We start from the raw sequence: 16,880 nt of genomic DNA on the forward strand, positions 1-16,880 counted from the left end.
GCCACCATCCCCTGGAGCCTTATGCCACGCTGCTTTTGGTGTTCTGAAGATCCGCTGTACATGGCTTATCACGATCAGGAGTGGGGAACGCCGCTGCGCGATGCGCAGGGTTTGTTCGAGTTGCTTTTGCTCGAAGGGTTCCAGGCGGGCCTGTCCTGGATCACCGTTTTACGCAAACGCGAGCATTATCGAAAGGTCTTGTTTGGTTTTGATGCCCGGCGTCTGGCACAGCTGACCGATGCCGAGATCGAAGCGCTGATGCTTGACCCTGGCATTGTGCGTAACCGCCTCAAGCTCAACGCCACCCGGCGCAACGCCGCAGCCTGGCTGGCGCTTGAAGATCCGGTGGGGTGGCTCTGGTCGTTTGTCGGCGGCGTGCCCAAGGTCAACCATTTCAAGGACCGCAGCGAAGTGCCTGCGATTACGCCGGAGGCTGAAGCCATGAGCAAAGCACTCAAGAAAGCCGGCTTCACCTTTGTCGGCCCGACCATCTGTTACGCGTTCATGCAGGCCTCGGGCATGGTCATGGACCACACCCAGGACTGCGACCGTTACGCGGACTTGGCCAACGCCGGTTAGAATGGCGGCTTTGCGCACCACACACGATCAGGAGTGACCTGTGGAAAAGTTTAAAGGCGCCTTGCTGGTAGGCGCTCTTCGGTTGTTTGCCCTATTGCCCTGGCGCGCGGTTCAAGCGGTCGGCACGGCCATCGGCTGGATCATGTGGAAAACCCCTAACCGCTCCCGTGACACGGTGCGGATCAACCTCTCTAAATGCTTCCCGGACATGGACCCCGCCGCGCGCGAGCGCCTGGTTGGCCAGAGCCTGAAGGACATCGGCAAGTCCCTTACCGAAAGCGCCTGCGCCTGGATCTGGCCGGCCCAGCGCTCCATCGACCTGGTGCGTGAAGTCGAAGGCCTTGAGGTGCTGCACGAAGCCCTGGCCTCGGGCAAAGGTGTGGTCGGCATCACCAGCCACCTGGGCAACTGGGAGGTGTTGAACCACTTCTATTGCAGCCAGTGCAAACCGATCATTTTTTACCGCCCGCCCAAGCTCAAGGCGGTGGACGAGTTGCTGCGCAAGCAGCGCGTACAACTGGGTAACCGCGTGGCGGCGTCCACCAAGGAAGGCATCCTCAGTGTGATCAAGGAAGTGCGCAAGGGCGGCCAGGTGGGTATTCCGGCCGACCCGGAGCCGGCCGAGTCCGCAGGGATCTTCGTGCCGTTCTTCGCCACCCAGGCGCTCACCAGCAAGTTCGTGCCGAACATGCTCGCCGGCCACAAGGCCGTGGGGGTGTTCCTGCATGCGCTGCGGCTGCCGGACGGTTCGGGCTACAAAGTGATCCTGGAAGCGGCGCCGGAAGACATGTACAGCACCGACACCGCCACCTCCTGCGCGGCGATGAGCAAAGTGGTGGAGCGTTATGTCGGCGCCTACCCGAGCCAGTACATGTGGAGCATGAAGCGCTTCAAGAAACGCCCGCCGGGTGAAGAGCGGTGGTACTGACCCACTGCTGACTAAATGTGGGAGGGGGGCTTGCCCCGATAGCGGTGGTTCAGTCAACTATGCATTGGCTGACACACTGCTATCGGGAGCAAGCCCCCTCCCACATTTTCGATCTGCTTAGCTTTGGCGGTCGAGTTTCTTCAGGAACACCGTCATTTCTTTCTCGGCCTGCTTGTCGCCATGGGCCTGGGCCGCTTCGATGCCCTTCTCCCACGCCTGTCGCGCCGCGGCGTTATCACCCTGCCCCAGCTGCGCCTTGCCCAACAACTTCCACGCCGCCGAATACTTCGGATCGAACTCGACGCATTTGTGCAAATGCTCCGCCGCCTTGGCATTGTCCTTCAGGTCCAGATAACCCTTGCCCAGCCCAAAGCGCAGCAGGGAATTATCCACACCCTTGGCGAGCATTTTTTCCAGGGATTCGAGCATGTCGGTCACTCCGGTTGATCAGAAAAAGCTCAATCCCACGTGGAACAGCTTCTCCACATCGCGGATATGTTTTTTATCCACCAGGAACAGGATCACGTGGTCACCCGTGGCGATCACCGTGTCGTCGTGGGCGATGATCACTTCCTCATCACGAATGATTGCGCCAATGGTGGTGCCCGGCGGCAGGCCTATATCGCGGATGGCCTTGCCGATCACTTTGCTCGACTTCGAATCACCGTGGGCAATCGCCTCGATGGCCTCCGCCGCCCCCCGGCGCAGGGAGTGCACGCTGACGATATCGCCCCGGCGCACGTGGGCAAGCAAGGTGCCGATGGTGGCCAGTTGCGGGCTGATGGCGATGTCGATATCGCCGCCCTGGATCAGGTCGACATAGGCCGGGTTGTTGATGATGGTCATGACCTTCTTGGCCCCCAGCCGCTTGGCCAGCAAGGACGACATGATGTTGGCCTCGTCATCGTTGGTCAGGGCCAGGAAGATATCCGCGTCGGCGATGTTTTCTTCCATCAGCAGGTCGCGGTCCGAGGCACTGCCTTGCAGTACGACCGTGCTGTCCAGGGTGTCGGACAAATGCCGGCAGCGTGCCGGGCTCATCTCGATGATTTTCACCTGGTAGCGACTCTCGATCGCTTCGGCCAGGCGCTCGCCAATCTGCCCGCCGCCGGCGATGACGATGCGTTTGTAGCTCTCATCGAGCCGACGCATTTCACTCATGACGGCACGAATATTCGCTTTGGCAGCGATGAAGAATACTTCGTCATCGGCCTCGATCACCGTATCGCCCTGGGGCAGGATCGGCCGGTCACGTCGGAAAATCGCGGCTACGCGGGTTTCCACATTCGGCATGTGTTCACGCAGTTGACGCAATTGCTGACCCACCAGCGGTCCACCGTAGTAGGCCTTCACCGCCACCAGTTGCGCCTTGCCGCCGGCGAAGTCGATCACCTGCAAGGCGCCCGGGATTTCGATCAGGCGCTTGATGTAGTGGGTGACTACCTGTTCCGGGCTGATCAGAACGTCCACGGGGATGGCGTCGTTATCGAACAGGCCGGCGCGGGTCAGGTAGGCGGCTTCACGCACCCGGGCGATCTTGGTCGGGGTGTGGAACAGGGTGTGGGCGACCTGGCAGGCGACCATATTGGTCTCGTCGCTGTTGGTGACCGCGACCAGCATGTCGGCGTCGTCGGCACCCGCCTGACGCAGCACGGTGGGAAACGACGCCCGGCCTTGTACGGTGCGGATATCCAGGCGGTCGCCCAGGTTGCGCAGGCGCTCGGCATCGGTGTCGACCACGGTGATGTCATTGGCTTCACTGGCCAAATGTTCGGCCAGTGTGCCGCCAACCTGCCCTGCTCCAAGGATGATGATTTTCATCCGGTCACTCCCTTAAACCCGTTCAGCCGCGCGCGGCGGCGATCTTGATCAGTTTGGCGTAGTAGAAACCATCATGCCCGCCTTCCTGCGCGAGTAACTGGCGGCCATGGGGCTGCTTGATACCAGCTGCCGTGGCGAGGTCCAGTTCCCGCGCGCCGCTGGTGCGGGCGAGAAAGGCTTCGATCACCTCGGTGTTTTCGGTGGGCAAGGTGGAGCAGGTGGCGTAAAGCAGGATGCCGCCGACTTCGAGGGTCGGCCACAGTGCGTCGAGCAGTTCGCCTTGCAGCACCGCCAGGGCGGTGATGTCGTCGGGTTGGCGGGTGAGCTTGATGTCCGGGTGACGGCGGATCACACCGGTGGCGGAACACGGCGCGTCAAGCAGGATGCGTTGGAACGGTTTGCCGTCCCACCAGGTGGCGGTGTCGCGGCCGTCGGCAGCGATCAGCTCGGCGCTGAGGCCCAGGCGTGCGAGATTCTCCCGTACACGCACCAGACGCTTGGCTTCCAGATCGACCGCCACTACACCGGCCAGGTCCTTTTCAACTTCGAGGATGTGACACGTCTTACCGCCTGGAGCACAGCAGGCGTCCAGTACACGCTGACCGGGAGCCAGGTCGAGCAGGTCGGCGGCCAGTTGCGCGGCTTCGTCCTGCACACTGATCCAGCCTTCGGCGAAGCCCGGCAGGCTGCGCACGTCGGTGGCCGCTTCCAGCACAATGCCGTCGCTGCTGTACACGCAGGGCGTAGCGTTAATACCTGCGCTCGTCAGCAAGTGCAGATACGCATCACGGCGGTGATGGCGGCGGTTGACCCGCAGGATCATCGGTGGGTGCGCGTTGTTGGCCGCGCAAATGGCTTCCCATTGCTCGGGCCAGAAGGCCTTCAGGGATTTTTGCAGCCAGCGCGGGTGAGCGGTGCGCACCACCGGGTCATGTTCCAACTCGGCCAGCAGCGCTTCGCTTTCGCGCTGGGCGCGGCGCAGTACCGCATTGAGCAGGGCCTTGGCCCAGGTTTTTTTCAGCTTGTCGGCGCAACCGACGGTTTCACCGATGGCGGCGTGGGCCGGCACGCGGGTGTAGAGCAGCTGATAGAGACCGACCAGCAGCAGCGCCTCGACATCAGCATCGGCCGCCTTGAACGGTTTTTGCAGCAGCTTGGCTGCCAGCGCCGACAACCGTGGTTGCCAGCGGGCGGTGCCGAAGGCCAGGTCCTGGGTGAAACCACGATCGCGGTCTTCGACCTTGTCCAACTGCGTGGGCAGCGAACTGTTCAGCGAAGCCTTGCCGTTGAGTACGGCGGCCAGGGCCTTGGCGGCGGCCAGACGTGGGTTCATTGGGTTGCCACCCCGAGGATCGTGCCCAGGGAAAATTTCTCACGGCGACTGTTGTACAAATCGCTGAAATTAAGCGCCTTGCCACCGGGCAATTGCAGACGGGTCAGGCACAGCGCCTGTTCGCCGCAAGCGACCAGCAGCCCCTCCTTGCTGGCACCGATGATTTCACCGGGTGTGCCTTTGCTGTCGACCAAGGTCGCGGCCAACACTTTCAAGGCCTCGCCATTGAGGGTGCTGTGGCAGATCGGCCACGGGTTGAAGGCACGCACCAGGCGTTCCAGCTCCACAGCCGGGCGGCTCCAGTCGATGCGGGCTTCGTCTTTGTTCAGCTTGTGGGCGTAGGTGGCCAGGCTGTCGTCCTGCACCTCACCTTGCAGGGTGCCAGCGGCGAGACCGGCAATGGCCTGGATCACGGCGGGCGGGCCCATCTCGGCGAGGCGGTCGTGCAGGCTGCCACCGGTGTCTGCGGCCGTGATCGGGGTGGTGACTTTGAGCAGCATCGGGCCGGTGTCCAAACCCGCCTCCATGCGCATCACCGTCACGCCGCTTTCGCTGTCGCCTGCCTCCACGGCACGCTGGATCGGCGCCGCACCGCGCCAGCGCGGCAGCAGTGAGGCGTGGCTGTTGATACAGCCCAGGCGTGGAATATCCAGCACGACCTGGGGCAGGATCAAACCGTAGGCCACCACCACCAGCAAGTCCGGTTGCAGCGCCGCCAGTTCAGCCTGGGCCTCGGCGTTGCGCAGGGTCGGCGGTTGCAGCACGGGGATGTTGTGCTCAAGCGCCAACTGCTTGACCGGGCTTGGCATCAGTTTTTGCCCGCGACCGGCCGGGCGATCCGGCTGGGTGTACACCGCGACGATGTCATAAGGGCTGGCAAGCAGGGCCTTGAGGTGTTCGGCGGCAAATTCAGGCGTGCCGGCAAAAACAATGCGCAATGGCTCGGTCATGGGAGGTCTCGGTTAAAAGCAGTCACAAAAGAAAAAGGCTTGCCGCAGCAAGCCTTTGGAAGGAGGGCATCAAGCTTGCTGGCGATGCTTTTTTTCCAGCTTCTTCTTGATCCGGTCGCGTTTGAGCGTGGACAGGTAATCGACAAACAGCTTGCCGTTGAGGTGGTCGCATTCGTGCTGGATGCACACGGCCAGCAGGCCTTCGGCAATCAGTTCGAACGGCTTGCCATCGCGGTCGAGGGCCTTGATCTTCACGCGCAGCGGGCGCTCGACGTTCTCGTAGAACTCCGGTACCGAGAGGCAGCCTTCCTGGTATTCGCCCATCTCGTCGGTCAGCGGTTCGAACTCGGGGTTGATGTACACCCGCGGTTCGCTGCGATCTTCCGACAGGTCCATGACCACGACGCGCAGATGCACGTTGACCTGGGTGGCGGCGAGGCCGATACCAGGCGCTTCATACATTGTTTCAAACATGTCATCGACCAGCTGACGAACCTTGTCGTCCACTACGGCCACCGGCTTGGCGATTGTGCGCAGGCGCGAGTCGGGGAATTCGAGGATGTTCAAAATAGCCATAAGCGTAATTGCTGCACATGTGAGGTAAAGGCAAATCGGCGGTGGGAATGGACCCATACGGCCGGTGTGAAACGCCCGAAAGCCGCGAAGGCCCTGGCATTTCACGCGAACGCACATAATAAAGGAGATTCACCCCATGAGGAAATCGCTACTTATCCCCCCGTTTCGAGACTGCCCCTCGACCGTAATAAATAGCCTCCTAAATAAGTTACCAACAGAGTTATCCACAGCTTGTTCCGGTCAAGGATGATCAGATGCTTTCGAAAAACTGCAATGAAATTTCCCCTTCAGAACTGGAAGCCCGCCTACGCCTGCACAGGCTGCCGGAGGTAGGCCCGAAGCGTTTTCGGTTGTTGATCGAAGCGTTCGGCAGCGCTTCAAAGGCCATCGGTGCCCCGGCCAGCGCGTGGCGCTCCTTGGGGTTGTCACCCATCAGCGCCGATGCCCGCCGTAGCCATGAGATCCGCGACGGTGCCAGTGAGGCGTTGGCCTGGTTGGAACGTCCGGACCAGCATTTGCTGATGTGGGACCAACCTGAGTACCCGGCACTGCTCGCCCAGATAGATGACGCCCCGCCGCTTTTATTTGTCGCCGGCGACCCCGGGATCCTGGAAAAACCGCAACTGGCGATGGTCGGCAGCCGCCGTGCATCCCGCCCCGGCATGGACACGGCCGCTGCATTTTCCCGCAGCCTGGCGAGCGCCGGTTTTGTCATCACCAGTGGCCTTGCGCTGGGTATCGACGGTGCGGCCCATCAAGCCGCTTTGGATGTGGGGGGGCATACAATCGGCGTACTCGGCACGGGCCTGGAAAATCTTTATCCACAGCGCCATCGACGGCTTGCGGCGGCGATGATTGCCCAAGGCAGCGCAGTGGTTTCCGAGTTTCCGCTGGACGCCGCGCCCCAGGCCGGTAACTTCCCCCGACGCAACCGCATCATCAGCGGCCTGTCCCTGGGCGTGCTGGTGGTGGAGGCCAGCATGGCCAGCGGCTCGCTGATCACTGCCAAGCTCGCGGCCGAGCAAGGGCGCGAGGTGTATGCAATCCCGGGCTCCATCCATCATCCCGGGGCCAAGGGGTGTCACCAGTTGATCCGTGATGGTGCGATGCTGGTGGAAACCATTGAACACATCCTCGAAGGCTTGCGTGGTTGGCAGGCATTGTCGCGCCCGGCGCCGATGCCTGTGATACATCCGTTGGTGGCGCTGTTGCACGCGGCGCCCCATACCAGCGAAGCCCTGGCGCTGGTCAGTGGGCGGCCGTTGGCCCAGGTGTTGGCGACCCTCACGGAGTTGGAACTTGAAGGCCTGGTGATCTGCGAAAGCGGGCGCTGGCTTGCGCGTGGCCAGCTTTTGTAGCGGCCAGCTTTTTGGAACTAGGTTTTGTAAAGAAGATCGGTAAACTGCCCAGAGCTTTAGTCCGGAGAGTAAACAATGGTCAACAGGTGGCGTGTGCTGGAAGCCGCACGAGAAATTCGCGCAGGCGCGGTGATTGCCTATCCAACCGAAGCGGTCTGGGGCCTGGGTTGCGATCCATGGAACGAAGAGGCGGTGGATCGGCTGCTGGCGATCAAGAACCGTTCGGTGGACAAGGGCCTGATCCTGGTGGCAGACAATATTCGCCAATTCGACTTTCTGTTCGAAGACTTCCCGGATACCTGGATCGAACGCATGGCCAGCACCTGGCCCGGACCGAATACGTGGCTGGTGCCGCATCAGGATTTGTTGCCGGAATGGGTCACCGGTGTGCACGACACGGTGGCGCTACGGGTGAGCGATCATCCGCTGGTACGGGACTTGTGCGCGCTGGTGGGACCGTTGATTTCCACCTCAGCCAACCCCCAGGGCCGCCCGGCGGCGCGCACGCGGATTCGTGTGGAGCAGTACTTTCGCGGTCAGGTGGATCTGGTTCTGGGTGGTGCCCTGGGTGGGCGCAAGAACCCGAGCCTGATTCGCGATTTGGCAACGGGTGAGGTGGTGCGGCCTTCCTGAGACCGCGTCGCGCCTATCGGGGGCAAGTGGAATCGTTGCACCGCCCCCGAAGAGGCCCTCAAGGCAACAGAATGGTCGACCCAGTGGTACGCCGCCCCGACAACTCCGTCTGTGCCTTCGCCGCGTCCGCCAGCGAATACCGCTGGTTGATATCAATGCGCACCTTGCCGCTCTTGATCATCGAAAACAGATCATCCGCCATCACCTGCAAGTTCGCCGGATTGTTGGCGTAGGTCGCCAGGGTCGGCCGTGTCACGTACAGCGAGCCTTTGGCCGCGAGTATCCCCAGGTTCACCCCATCCACCGCGCCCGACGCGTTGCCAAAGCTCACCACCAGGCCACGTGGCGCCACGCTGTCCAATGAGGTCAGCCAGGTGTCTTTGCCGACGCCGTCGTAGACCACAGGCACCTTTTTGCCGTCGGTCAATTCCAGCACGCGCTGTGCGACATTTTCCTTGCTGTAGTCGATGGTTTCCCACGCGCCGAGAGATTTGGCCAGGGCGGCTTTTTCTGGCGAGCTCACGGTACCGATCAGCTTCACGCCCAGTGCCTTGGCCCATTGGCAGGCCAGGGAGCCCACGCCACCGGCGGCGGCGTGGAACAGGATGGTCTCGCCACCTTTGAGCTCATAGGTCTGGCGCAGCAGGTATTGCACGGTCAGGCCCTTGAGCATGGCGCCGGCGGCTTGTTCGAAGCTGATGTCGTCCGGCAGGTGTACCAGGTTGGCGGCAGGCAGCACGTGCAATTCGCTGTAGGCCCCGAGTGGGCCGCTGCCGTAGGCCACGCGGTCGCCGACTTTAAATTGCGTGACTTCGCTGCCCACCGCATCAACCACCCCGGCGCCTTCTGCGCCCAGCCCCGATGGCAGGGCCGGCGGCGCGTAAAGGCCACTGCGGAAATAGGTATCGATGAAATTCAGGCCAATCGCCTCGTTACGCACTCGAACCTGCTGCGGGCCCGGCTCTGCCGGTGTGTAGTCCACATATTCAAGTACGTCGGGGCCGCCATGGGCGCTGAACTGGATACGTTTGGCCATCTGCACTTCTCCTGAGGTCGAATTCGCGTAGCCCCCTATCGGACTCCTAAGCTTGATCTTCGTCAACTGTGGCGCTCCTAAGTGCAGTGCTATGTGCAGTGCTATCTAAGCGCAGTGGTATCCTGTGCGCCCATTTGCCGCCGACGCCCTGTGGCTTCGCGTAGCTTTGCCCGATTCAAGGTGATGTCATGACTACTCGCACCGAGGCTGTCAAAGCCTACCTGCTCGACCTGCAAGACCGCATTTGCAGCGCCCTGGAAACCTTCGAGACGGACACTCGCTTTATCGAAGACGCCTGGACCCGGCCTGCCGGCGGCGGCGGTCGCACCCGTGTGATCGAGAACGGCTCGGTCATCGAAAAGGGCGGCGTTAACTTTTCCCACGTGTTCGGCAGCGGCCTCCCACCGTCAGCCAGTGCGCATCGCCCCGAGCTGGCCGGTCGCGGGTTTGAAGCCCTGGGCGTGTCGCTGGTGATTCATCCGCACAACCCACACGTGCCGACGTCCCACGCCAACGTGCGTTTTTTCATCGCTGAAAAAGAAGGCGAAGAGCCGGTGTGGTGGTTCGGTGGCGGCTTCGACCTCACGCCCTACTACGGCAACGAAGAAGACTGCATTCACTGGCACCGCGTGGCCGAGCAGGCCTGCGCGCCGTTTGGCCCGGACGTTTACTCGCGCTACAAGGCCTGGTGCGATACCTACTTCCACATCAAGCACCGCAACGAGCCCCGTGGTATCGGCGGCCTGTTCTTCGACGACTTGAACGAGTGGGACTTCGACACCTGCTTCGCCTTCATCCGCGCCATCGGCGACGCCTACATCGACGCCTACCTGCCGATCGTGCAACGTCGCAAAGCCAGCGCGTATACCGAACAGCAACGCCAGTTCCAGGAATTTCGTCGCGGCCGCTACGTTGAATTCAACCTGGTCTACGACCGTGGCACCCTGTTCGGCCTGCAATCGGGCGGGCGTACCGAGTCGATCCTGATGTCGCTGCCGCCCCAGGTGCGCTGGAGCTACGACTGGAAAGCCGAGGCCGGCAGCGAAGAAGCGCGCCTAACCGACTACTTCCTGCAAGACCGCGATTGGCTGGGCATCGCCGCGCCCAAGGCGGCTGTTTGATGGATCGTTATGTGGTGTTCGGCAACCCCATCGGCCACAGCAAGTCGCCGCTGATTCACCGTATGTTCGCCGAGCAGACTGGCGAACAACTGGACTACAGCACCTTGCTCGCGCCCCTGGAGGATTTCACCGGCTGTGCCCGTGAGTTTTTCCAACAGGGCCGAGGTGCCAACGTCACCGTGCCGTTCAAGGAAGACGCCTATCGCCTGGCCAACAGCCTCACCGAACGCGCCCAACGCGCCGGGGCGGTGAACACCTTGAGCAAACTCGCTGACGGTATGTTGCTCGGCGACAACACCGACGGCGCCGGCCTGGTGCGTGACCTGGCGGTAAACGCCGGCTTGAATCTGCAAGGCAGACGCATCCTGTTGCTGGGCGCGGGTGGCGCGGTAAGGGGCGCGTTGGAGCCGTTGCTGGCTGAACGGCCCGCTTCGTTGATCATCGCCAACCGCACCGTGGAAAAAGCCGAATTGCTCGCCGAGCTGTTCGACGACCTGGGCCCGGTGTCCACCAGTGGTTTCGACTGGCTGCGTGAGCCGGTGGACGTGATCATCAATGCCACGTCCGCCAGCCTGTCAGGCGATGTACCGCCGATTGCCGGCAGCCTGATCGAACCGGGCAAGACGTTTTGCTACGACATGATGTACGCCAAGGAACCGACTGCGTTCTGCCGTTGGGCCAGTGAGCAAGGCGCAGTCGTGGCGATGGATGGCCTGGGCATGTTGGTGGAGCAGGCGGCCGAAGCGTTCTTTCTGTGGCGTGGTATTCGTCCGGATTCGGCGCCGGTGTTGGCTGAACTGCGCCGGCAGTTGGCGCAGTAATCAATCTTCAAACTGGATGGGGCATTTATCGGCCCCCTCCAGTTTTTTCAACTCGTCCACCACCTGCGGCCTGGCGCGGCGCAATGTCAGGCTACGGCCCAGCCCGCTTAAACGACGCGCCTCCTGGTGCAGCATCTCCACCCCGGAATAGTCGATAAAGTTGATCTGCTGCGCCTCGATCACCACCCGTTCACCCTGCAAGCTTTGCAGGCGTACTTGCAGGTAATGGCTGGCGCCAAAGAAGATCGACCCACCGACGCGCAACACATCCTCTTCCCCATCACGCCATTGCTGTACCCGTGGCTGCGACGTGCGCTTAAGGTAGAAAAACAACGACGCCAACACCCCCGCATAAATCGCCGTTTGCAACTCCAGCAACAAGGTGGCGACACAGGTCAGGCTCATCACTACGAACTCTGCGCGGCTCACGCGGAACAACGCACGAATACCCCGACGATCCACCAGGCCCCAGGAAATCAGCAAGATGCTGGCGGCCATGCTCGGGATCGGAATATGTGCGATCAATGCGGCGCCAAACAGCGCAAACAATGCCACCCATACTGCGGAAAACACCCCGGCCAACGGCGAACAGGCGCCCGACTCATAGCTGAGGCCGGAGCGGGTGAACGACCCTGCCGACAGATACCCGGAGAAAAATCCGCCAGCGATATTGGATAAACCCTGGGCGCGAACTTCCTGGTTGGCATCGAGCAATTGTTGCGAACGGGCCGACAGCGAACGGGCAATCGACAGGCTGGTCACCAGCCCCAGCATGCCCACCGCAACGGCGCTGGGCAGCAGGCGCAGGATCATGTCCGGATCCAGCGGCAGCGGGCTGAACGGTGGCAGCTTGCCGATAAACGAACTGACGAGCGCCACATGCCCGAACATCGCCGGCCATAGCCACGTTGCCAGGCTACCCAGGGTCAGTGCGATCAGTAGCGTTGGCCAGCGAGGCACAAGGTATTTGAGCAACGCGCCCACCAGCAAAGTACCGAGTCCAAGGGCGAGGGAGGCGTGGTCCCACTCGCCAGCGTGGTCGATCAGCGCCAGCAGGCTATTGATCGCTGTGGCCTGGCTCGGTAAATCCAGGCCAAGCAGATTGGGCAGCTGCCCGAGGGCGATCACCACGGCGGCACCGAGGGTGAAACCCAGCACCACCGAATGCGAGACGAAGTTCACCAGCGCGCCAAAGCGCAGCATGCCCAGCAGCCACTGGAATACCCCGGCGAGGAATGTCAGCAACAGGATCAGGGTGATGTAGTCCTGAGACCCCGGCACGGCCAACGGGCTGACGCTGGCGTACAGCACGATGGAAATCGCTGCCGTGGGGCCACAGATCAGGTGCCAGGATGAACCCCACAGGCAGGCGATCAGCACCGGGATGATGGCGGCATACAGACCGTACTCCGGTGGGAGACCGGCGATCAGCGCGTAGGCAATCGACTGGGGCAGCGCGAGCACGGCACCGCTGAGGCCGACCAGCGCGTCCCGGCCGACGCTGGCGCGGGTTTGACGCGGGAGCCAGCGGAGGAAGGGGAAGAGTGTATGGCGGTTGGGCCGGGGCATTTATAACTCGGCTGAAAAGGTTTGACTCAGGGTATCAGTACACACTGGTCCTTGTGGGAGGGGGCTTGCTCCCGATATAGGTGGACCCGTCTAAATCTCTCTGACTGGCACTCCGCTATCGGGAGCAAGCCCCCTCCCACATTGGAATAGCGCAAGGCCCTAGAGTTTGGCCTTTACTGCCGGCAACGCGTCCTTGCCATCCACGGTTTTCACACCGTCGAGCCATTTTTCCAATACAGCCGGGTTCGCCTTGATCCACGCCTTCGCCGCGTCGGCATTGCTGACCTTGTTGTTGGCCACCTCAGCCATGATGCTGTTCTCCATCTCCTGGGTGAAACTCAGGTTGGTCAACAGTTTGCCAACGTTAGGGCAGGCCTGCGCATACCCTTTGCGGGTCAAGGTATACACACTGCCGGTGTCACCGAAGTATTTCTCGCCGCCTTTGAGATAGTGCATTTTCAGTTGCACGTTCATCGGGTGCGGTGTCCAGCCGAGGAAGGTGACGAATTTCTGCTTCTTCACCGCCCGTGACACTTCCGCCAGCATTGCCTGCTCGCTGGACTCGATCAGCTTCCACTGGCCAAGGTCGAAGTCATTCTTCTTGATGATCTCCTGCAGCGAGATATTTGCCGGCGCGCCCGAGCCGATGCCGTAGATCTTCTTGTCGAACTTGTCGGCGAATTTGTTCAAGTCGGCAAAGTCATGCACCCCGGCATCCCACACATAATCCGGCACGGCGAGAGTGAACTCGGTGCCGTCGAGGTTCTTCGCCAACTGCACCACATCGCCGTTGGCCACGAACTTGTCGTAGAAGCCCTGCTGCGCCGGCATCCAGTTACCCAGGAACACATCCACCTGGCCGTCCTTGAGCCCGCCGAAGGTGATCGGCACCGCCAGGGTGTCGACCTTGGCCTTGTAGCCCATGCCGTTCAGCAGGAAACCGGTAATGGCGTTGGTGGCGGCAATGTCGCTCCAGCCTGGATCGGCCATCTTCACGGTCTCACAGCGGGTGTCCGCATACGCATTGGCACTACTTAGCACCAACATGCCCACTACTGCAGTTAACTTTTGCATGGCCTTCCCTCTGTATTTATTGGTTTTGGCAGGGTTGTGGATAACGTGCCTTGCGCTCCAGGTCGTCGAGGTCGATATGGTTGCGCATGTATTGCTGACTGGCGTCCACCAGTGGCTGGTGATCCCAGCTCTTCAGCTTGCCTTGGGTCAGCGCCTCGAATACCAGGCGACGACGGCGTTGGCTGGCGAGCACCTGCTGGTGGATCGCCGGGATGTCCCACTTGGCCCGCGCCTCATTCAAAAACGCCTCGAACAGTGGCCGGTGTTCCGGTGACTGGCTGAGGTCTTCCCGCTCGTGCGGGTCGTTGTGCACATCGAACAGTAGACAAGGGTCGTCTTCGCTGTAGATGAATTTGTAGGCGCCACGGCGAATCATCATCAATGGGCTGATGGTGCCTTCGGCCATGTATTCGCCAAAGACTTCGTCATGCCCGCCCTGCCCCTGCAAGTGCGGGACCAGCGAGCGGCCGTCCAGGGGCAGGCGCGGGTCCAGCTCGCCGCCGGCCAGTTCCACCAGGGTCGGCAGCAGGTCGGCGGTGGACACTGCCTGGGTTACGCGGCCCGGCGCAAATTGCCCCGGCGCACTGACCAGCAGCGGCACGCGGGCGGCCATTTCAAACCAGTGCATTTTGTACCAGAGGCCGCGTTCACCGAGCATGTCGCCGTGGTCGCCGGAGAAAATGATGATGGTGTCGTCGGCCAGGCCGGTGTCTTCCAGGGTCTGCAGCAGCTTGCCGACATTGCTGTCGATGTAGCTGCACGCGCCGAAGTAGGCGCGGCGGGCGTCGCGAATTTTATCCACAGGCAGCGGCTTGTCCCACAGGTCATAGACCTTGAGCAGACGCTGGGAATGCGGGTCGAGATCTTCCTGGTTCGGCGTTGCAGGCAAAGGGATGTCGTTGTCGTCGTACAGGTCCCAGAACGGCTTGGGAATGGTGTACGGGTCGTGGGGATGGGTCATCGACACGGTCAAGCAGAACGGTTGGTCACCGTCTTCGCGGATGTGGTCGAACAGGTACTGCTGGGCCTTGAACACCACCTCTTCGTCGAAATCCAGCTGGTTGGTACGCACGCACGGGCCGGCTTGCAGCACCGAGGACATGTTGTGGTACCAGGTGGGGCGTACGTCCGGCTCATCCCAATTCACTGCCCAGCCATAGTCGGCGGGGTAGATGTCGCTGGTCAGGCGTTCTTCATAGCCATGCAGTTGGTCGGGGCCGCAGAAGTGCATCTTGCCCGACAGCGCGGTGCGATAACCGAGGCGCCGCAGGTAGTGGGCATAGGTCGGCACATCGGCGGGAAAATCCGCCGCGTTGTCGTAGGCGCCGATCTTGCTCGGCAATTGGCCGCTGACCAGGGTGAAGCGTGAGGGGGCACACAGTGGGCTGTTGCAATAGGCCGCGTCGAACACCACGCCCTGTGCGGCGAGGCGGCTCAAATTCGGCAGCTTGATGGGGGAATGTCCGTAGAACGGCAGCATCGGCGCGGCCATTTGATCGGCCATGATGAAAAGAATGTTCTTGCGCTTCATGGGTCTTCGGCATTCCATAGGCAGTGTTTATGCGAATGAGCATGCAGCCCATGTAAAATGGGGTAAAGCCCATGACGAGCAATGTCTAGGATAAGCGCAGCTTATGTATGAAGCCCTTGGAGACCTGTCCCTCGACCTGCTACGCGCATTCGAGGCGGCCGCGCGCCATCGCAGCTTTACCGCCGCTGCGATGGAGCTGGGTACCACTCAGCCGGCGATCAGCCAGCAGATCAAGCGCCTTGAAGAACAACTGACGATCCGCCTGTTTGACCGCATCTATCGGGGCATCGAACTGACCGACGCCGGCGCCCTGCTGTTCGAGCATGTGCAAGGCGGTTTGCAGAACATCAACCAGGGCCTCAGTGTGATTACCCAGCAGGACCAGCACGAAGTGCTGCAAGTGGCCACAGACTTTGCGTTCGCCGCCTATTGGCTGATGCCGCGCCTGCATCGCTTCCACGCCGCCAACCCGCAGGTGGACGTGAGCCTGGTGACCAGCGAGCGCAACCACGCGACACTGCGCAGTGACATCGATGTGGCAGTGCTGTTTGGCGATGGCCGCTTCAAGCAGGGCGACAGCCTTTGGCTGTTCAACGAGGAAGTGTTCCCGGTGTGCAGCCCGCAATGGCTCAAGGAGCAGGCCAGGCCTTTGACTGTGCACACCTTGCCCGACTACCCGTTGCTGCACCTGCGCCAGGAAAACAACAGCCAGTGGTTCGACTGGAGTGGTGTATTCCGCGAGCTGGGTATCACCGCCGCACCCACGCCCGGCCAGCTGCGATTCGACAACTACACCTTATTGATCCAGGCAGCGATTGCCGGCCAAGGGGTGGCGATCGGCTGGCGCCATTTGGTGGATAACCTGCTGGAACAGAACTGGTTGTGCCGACCGATCGGCAACACGGTGATTTCGCGCTTTGGCTATTACGTGGTGCAGCCCCAGCGCAAGCGGCGTGGGCAGTTGGTCGAACGTTTCGTCGACTGGTTGCAGGCAGAACAGGCCAGCAGCGCGCAGTCCCTGACCGGACTGGCCCTGCCATCGATTGCGGTCTAGGATTTGCCGCACATTGGATCCGGAGTCCGTCATGCAACGTATCAAGGGCTACCATGCCCATATCTACTTTGACGCCAGCACCATCGACCAGGCGCGCACCCTATGTGAAGACGGCGCGAAACTGTTCCCGCTGCGCATGGGCCGTGTGCATGAACGGCCCGTAGGCCCGCACCCGGACTGGAGCTGCCAGCTGGCGTTCGATGCCGAATACATTGGCGTGGTGCTGCCGTGGCTGGCGCTGCATCGCAATGGGCTGGTGGTGTTCCTGCACCCCGAAACCGGCGATGAGCTGAAGGATCACACCGATCACGCGATCTGGATGGGTGCGATGCGCGAGCTGGACCTGTCGGTTTTTTAACCTCCCCTTATCAGATAAAAACCGCCCCTTCCCGCAGTAAAAGGCGAGGAAGTTGTAGGATTTATCTTGTCTTGTCTCAATATATGGGACTGTTATTTATATATTGAGATATTGCCGGCCATAGGTTTATATTCGCCC

At 61.5% G+C, this 16,880-nt stretch carries 17 protein-coding genes; 8 read left to right on the top strand and 9 right to left on the bottom strand.

Annotated features, from left to right (window positions below; all coding sequences use genetic code 11):
* Positions 1 to 21 precede the first annotated feature (21 nt).
* Together PspCFBP13509_RS07430 and PspCFBP13509_RS07435 are read left to right on the top strand one after the other, a co-directional pair.
* Positions 22 to 579, top strand: coding sequence for a DNA-3-methyladenine glycosylase I (locus tag PspCFBP13509_RS07430; RefSeq protein ID WP_065926816.1), 558 nt, complete (start codon positions 22 to 24; stop codon positions 577 to 579).
* Positions 580 to 619: 40 nt separating this feature from the next.
* Positions 620 to 1,507 (top strand): lysophospholipid acyltransferase, encoded by an 888-nt coding sequence (locus PspCFBP13509_RS07435; RefSeq protein ID WP_012721461.1) that lies wholly within the window; start codon positions 620 to 622, stop codon positions 1,505 to 1,507.
* A 117-nt stretch (positions 1,508 to 1,624) separates the two neighbouring features.
* Here the strand turns inward: PspCFBP13509_RS07435 and PspCFBP13509_RS07440 are convergent, their stop codons facing one another.
* The 5 genes from PspCFBP13509_RS07440 to def form a co-directional block, all read right to left on the bottom strand.
* The gene (locus PspCFBP13509_RS07440) at positions 1,625 to 1,936 is read right to left on the bottom strand and encodes a tetratricopeptide repeat protein (protein WP_065926817.1); all 312 of its coding nucleotides are present in this window, start codon (positions 1,934 to 1,936) and stop codon (positions 1,625 to 1,627) included.
* An 18-nt stretch (positions 1,937 to 1,954) separates the two neighbouring features.
* Positions 1,955 to 3,328, bottom strand: a complete 1,374-nt coding sequence (gene trkA, locus PspCFBP13509_RS07445; RefSeq protein WP_027608153.1) for a Trk system potassium transporter TrkA — start codon at positions 3,326 to 3,328, stop codon at positions 1,955 to 1,957.
* A gap of 22 nt (positions 3,329 to 3,350) precedes the next feature.
* Positions 3,351 to 4,661: a 16S rRNA (cytosine(967)-C(5))-methyltransferase RsmB gene (gene rsmB / locus PspCFBP13509_RS07450; protein WP_065946449.1), complete on the bottom strand. Its 1,311-nt coding sequence runs from the start codon at positions 4,659 to 4,661 to the stop codon at positions 3,351 to 3,353.
* The gene (gene fmt, locus PspCFBP13509_RS07455; RefSeq protein ID WP_137211754.1) at positions 4,658 to 5,611 is read right to left on the bottom strand and encodes a methionyl-tRNA formyltransferase; all 954 of its coding nucleotides are present in this window, start codon (positions 5,609 to 5,611) and stop codon (positions 4,658 to 4,660) included. The genes rsmB and fmt overlap by 4 nt, the downstream gene beginning before the upstream one ends.
* A gap of 69 nt (positions 5,612 to 5,680) precedes the next feature.
* Positions 5,681 to 6,187 carry a peptide deformylase gene (gene def, locus PspCFBP13509_RS07460; protein WP_005783383.1) on the bottom strand — a complete coding sequence of 169 codons (507 nt, stop codon included), beginning with the start codon at positions 6,185 to 6,187 and terminating at the stop codon, positions 5,681 to 5,683.
* A 254-nt stretch (positions 6,188 to 6,441) separates the two neighbouring features.
* Here def and dprA point away from each other — a divergent pair, with 254 nt between their 5' ends.
* Both dprA and PspCFBP13509_RS07470 read left to right on the top strand, forming a co-directional pair.
* Positions 6,442 to 7,545, top strand: a complete 1,104-nt coding sequence (gene dprA / locus PspCFBP13509_RS07465) for a DNA-processing protein DprA (protein WP_137211755.1) — start codon at positions 6,442 to 6,444, stop codon at positions 7,543 to 7,545.
* A 75-nt stretch (positions 7,546 to 7,620) separates the two neighbouring features.
* The gene (locus PspCFBP13509_RS07470; protein WP_027608149.1) at positions 7,621 to 8,178 is read left to right on the top strand and encodes an L-threonylcarbamoyladenylate synthase; all 558 of its coding nucleotides are present in this window, start codon (positions 7,621 to 7,623) and stop codon (positions 8,176 to 8,178) included.
* Between the two features lie 58 nt (positions 8,179 to 8,236).
* Here PspCFBP13509_RS07470 and PspCFBP13509_RS07475 read toward each other — a convergent pair whose 3' ends face one another.
* Positions 8,237 to 9,214, bottom strand: coding sequence for a quinone oxidoreductase family protein (locus PspCFBP13509_RS07475; protein WP_065926821.1), 978 nt, complete (start codon positions 9,212 to 9,214; stop codon positions 8,237 to 8,239).
* 188 nt (positions 9,215 to 9,402) lie between these two features.
* Here PspCFBP13509_RS07475 and hemF point away from each other — a divergent pair, with 188 nt between their 5' ends.
* Together hemF and aroE are read left to right on the top strand one after the other, a co-directional pair.
* Positions 9,403 to 10,335, top strand: a complete 933-nt coding sequence (gene hemF, locus PspCFBP13509_RS07480) for an oxygen-dependent coproporphyrinogen oxidase (protein ID WP_065926822.1) — start codon at positions 9,403 to 9,405, stop codon at positions 10,333 to 10,335.
* Complete coding sequence (gene aroE, locus PspCFBP13509_RS07485; RefSeq protein WP_137211756.1) at positions 10,335 to 11,156, top strand: shikimate dehydrogenase; 822 nt, start codon at positions 10,335 to 10,337, stop codon at positions 11,154 to 11,156. Before hemF ends, aroE begins: the two co-directional genes overlap by 1 nt.
* Here the strand turns inward: aroE and PspCFBP13509_RS07490 are convergent, their stop codons facing one another.
* The 3 genes from PspCFBP13509_RS07490 to betC form a co-directional block, all read right to left on the bottom strand.
* Entirely contained in the window at positions 11,157 to 12,725 is a 1,569-nt protein-coding gene (locus PspCFBP13509_RS07490) for a SulP family inorganic anion transporter (RefSeq protein ID WP_137211757.1), read from the bottom strand. It lies immediately after the preceding gene.
* A 159-nt stretch (positions 12,726 to 12,884) separates the two neighbouring features.
* The gene (gene choX / locus PspCFBP13509_RS07495; RefSeq protein ID WP_137211758.1) at positions 12,885 to 13,799 is read right to left on the bottom strand and encodes a choline ABC transporter substrate-binding protein; all 915 of its coding nucleotides are present in this window, start codon (positions 13,797 to 13,799) and stop codon (positions 12,885 to 12,887) included.
* 16 nt (positions 13,800 to 13,815) lie between these two features.
* On the bottom strand, positions 13,816 to 15,330 hold the full coding sequence (gene betC, locus PspCFBP13509_RS07500; RefSeq protein ID WP_065946454.1) for a choline-sulfatase: 1,515 nt from the start codon (positions 15,328 to 15,330) through the stop codon (positions 13,816 to 13,818).
* A gap of 103 nt (positions 15,331 to 15,433) precedes the next feature.
* On the opposite strand from betC, the gene PspCFBP13509_RS07505 reads away from it, so the two are divergent.
* Both PspCFBP13509_RS07505 and PspCFBP13509_RS07510 read left to right on the top strand, forming a co-directional pair.
* Positions 15,434 to 16,384 carry a choline sulfate utilization transcriptional regulator gene (locus tag PspCFBP13509_RS07505; protein WP_137211759.1) on the top strand — a complete coding sequence of 317 codons (951 nt, stop codon included), beginning with the start codon at positions 15,434 to 15,436 and terminating at the stop codon, positions 16,382 to 16,384.
* A 31-nt stretch (positions 16,385 to 16,415) separates the two neighbouring features.
* Entirely contained in the window at positions 16,416 to 16,742 is a 327-nt protein-coding gene (locus tag PspCFBP13509_RS07510; RefSeq protein ID WP_027608141.1) for a DOPA 4,5-dioxygenase family protein, read from the top strand.
* Positions 16,743 to 16,880 lie beyond the last annotated feature (138 nt).

It is taken from the genome of Pseudomonas sp. CFBP13509 (assembly GCF_005233485.1).
In the GTDB taxonomy this organism is placed as follows: Bacteria; Pseudomonadota; Gammaproteobacteria; order Pseudomonadales; family Pseudomonadaceae; genus Aquipseudomonas; species Aquipseudomonas marginalis.

Excerpts from the sequence above, each read along its gene's own strand:
- PspCFBP13509_RS07440 (WP_065926817.1), bottom strand. The coding sequence starts at position 1,936 with ATGCTCGAATCCCTGGAAAAAATGCTCGCCAAGGGTGTGGATAATTCC.
- aroE (WP_137211756.1), top strand. The coding sequence starts at position 10,335 with ATGGATCGTTATGTGGTGTTCGGCAACCCCATCGGCCACAGCAAGTCG.
- betC (WP_065946454.1), bottom strand. The coding sequence starts at position 15,330 with ATGAAGCGCAAGAACATTCTTTTCATCATGGCCGATCAAATGGCCGCG.
- trkA (WP_027608153.1), bottom strand. The coding sequence starts at position 3,328 with ATGAAAATCATCATCCTTGGAGCAGGGCAGGTTGGCGGCACACTGGCC.
- def (WP_005783383.1), bottom strand. The coding sequence starts at position 6,187 with ATGGCTATTTTGAACATCCTCGAATTCCCCGACTCGCGCCTGCGCACA.
- PspCFBP13509_RS07505 (WP_137211759.1), top strand. The coding sequence starts at position 15,434 with ATGTATGAAGCCCTTGGAGACCTGTCCCTCGACCTGCTACGCGCATTC.
- PspCFBP13509_RS07470 (WP_027608149.1), top strand. The coding sequence starts at position 7,621 with ATGGTCAACAGGTGGCGTGTGCTGGAAGCCGCACGAGAAATTCGCGCA.
- PspCFBP13509_RS07430 (WP_065926816.1), top strand. The coding sequence starts at position 22 with ATGCCACGCTGCTTTTGGTGTTCTGAAGATCCGCTGTACATGGCTTAT.
- rsmB (WP_065946449.1), bottom strand. The coding sequence starts at position 4,661 with ATGAACCCACGTCTGGCCGCCGCCAAGGCCCTGGCCGCCGTACTCAAC.
- hemF (WP_065926822.1), top strand. The coding sequence starts at position 9,403 with ATGACTACTCGCACCGAGGCTGTCAAAGCCTACCTGCTCGACCTGCAA.
- PspCFBP13509_RS07510 (WP_027608141.1), top strand. The coding sequence starts at position 16,416 with ATGCAACGTATCAAGGGCTACCATGCCCATATCTACTTTGACGCCAGC.
- PspCFBP13509_RS07490 (WP_137211757.1), bottom strand. The coding sequence starts at position 12,725 with ATGCCCCGGCCCAACCGCCATACACTCTTCCCCTTCCTCCGCTGGCTC.
- PspCFBP13509_RS07475 (WP_065926821.1), bottom strand. The coding sequence starts at position 9,214 with ATGGCCAAACGTATCCAGTTCAGCGCCCATGGCGGCCCCGACGTACTT.
- choX (WP_137211758.1), bottom strand. The coding sequence starts at position 13,799 with ATGCAAAAGTTAACTGCAGTAGTGGGCATGTTGGTGCTAAGTAGTGCC.
- dprA (WP_137211755.1), top strand. The coding sequence starts at position 6,442 with ATGCTTTCGAAAAACTGCAATGAAATTTCCCCTTCAGAACTGGAAGCC.
- fmt (WP_137211754.1), bottom strand. The coding sequence starts at position 5,611 with ATGACCGAGCCATTGCGCATTGTTTTTGCCGGCACGCCTGAATTTGCC.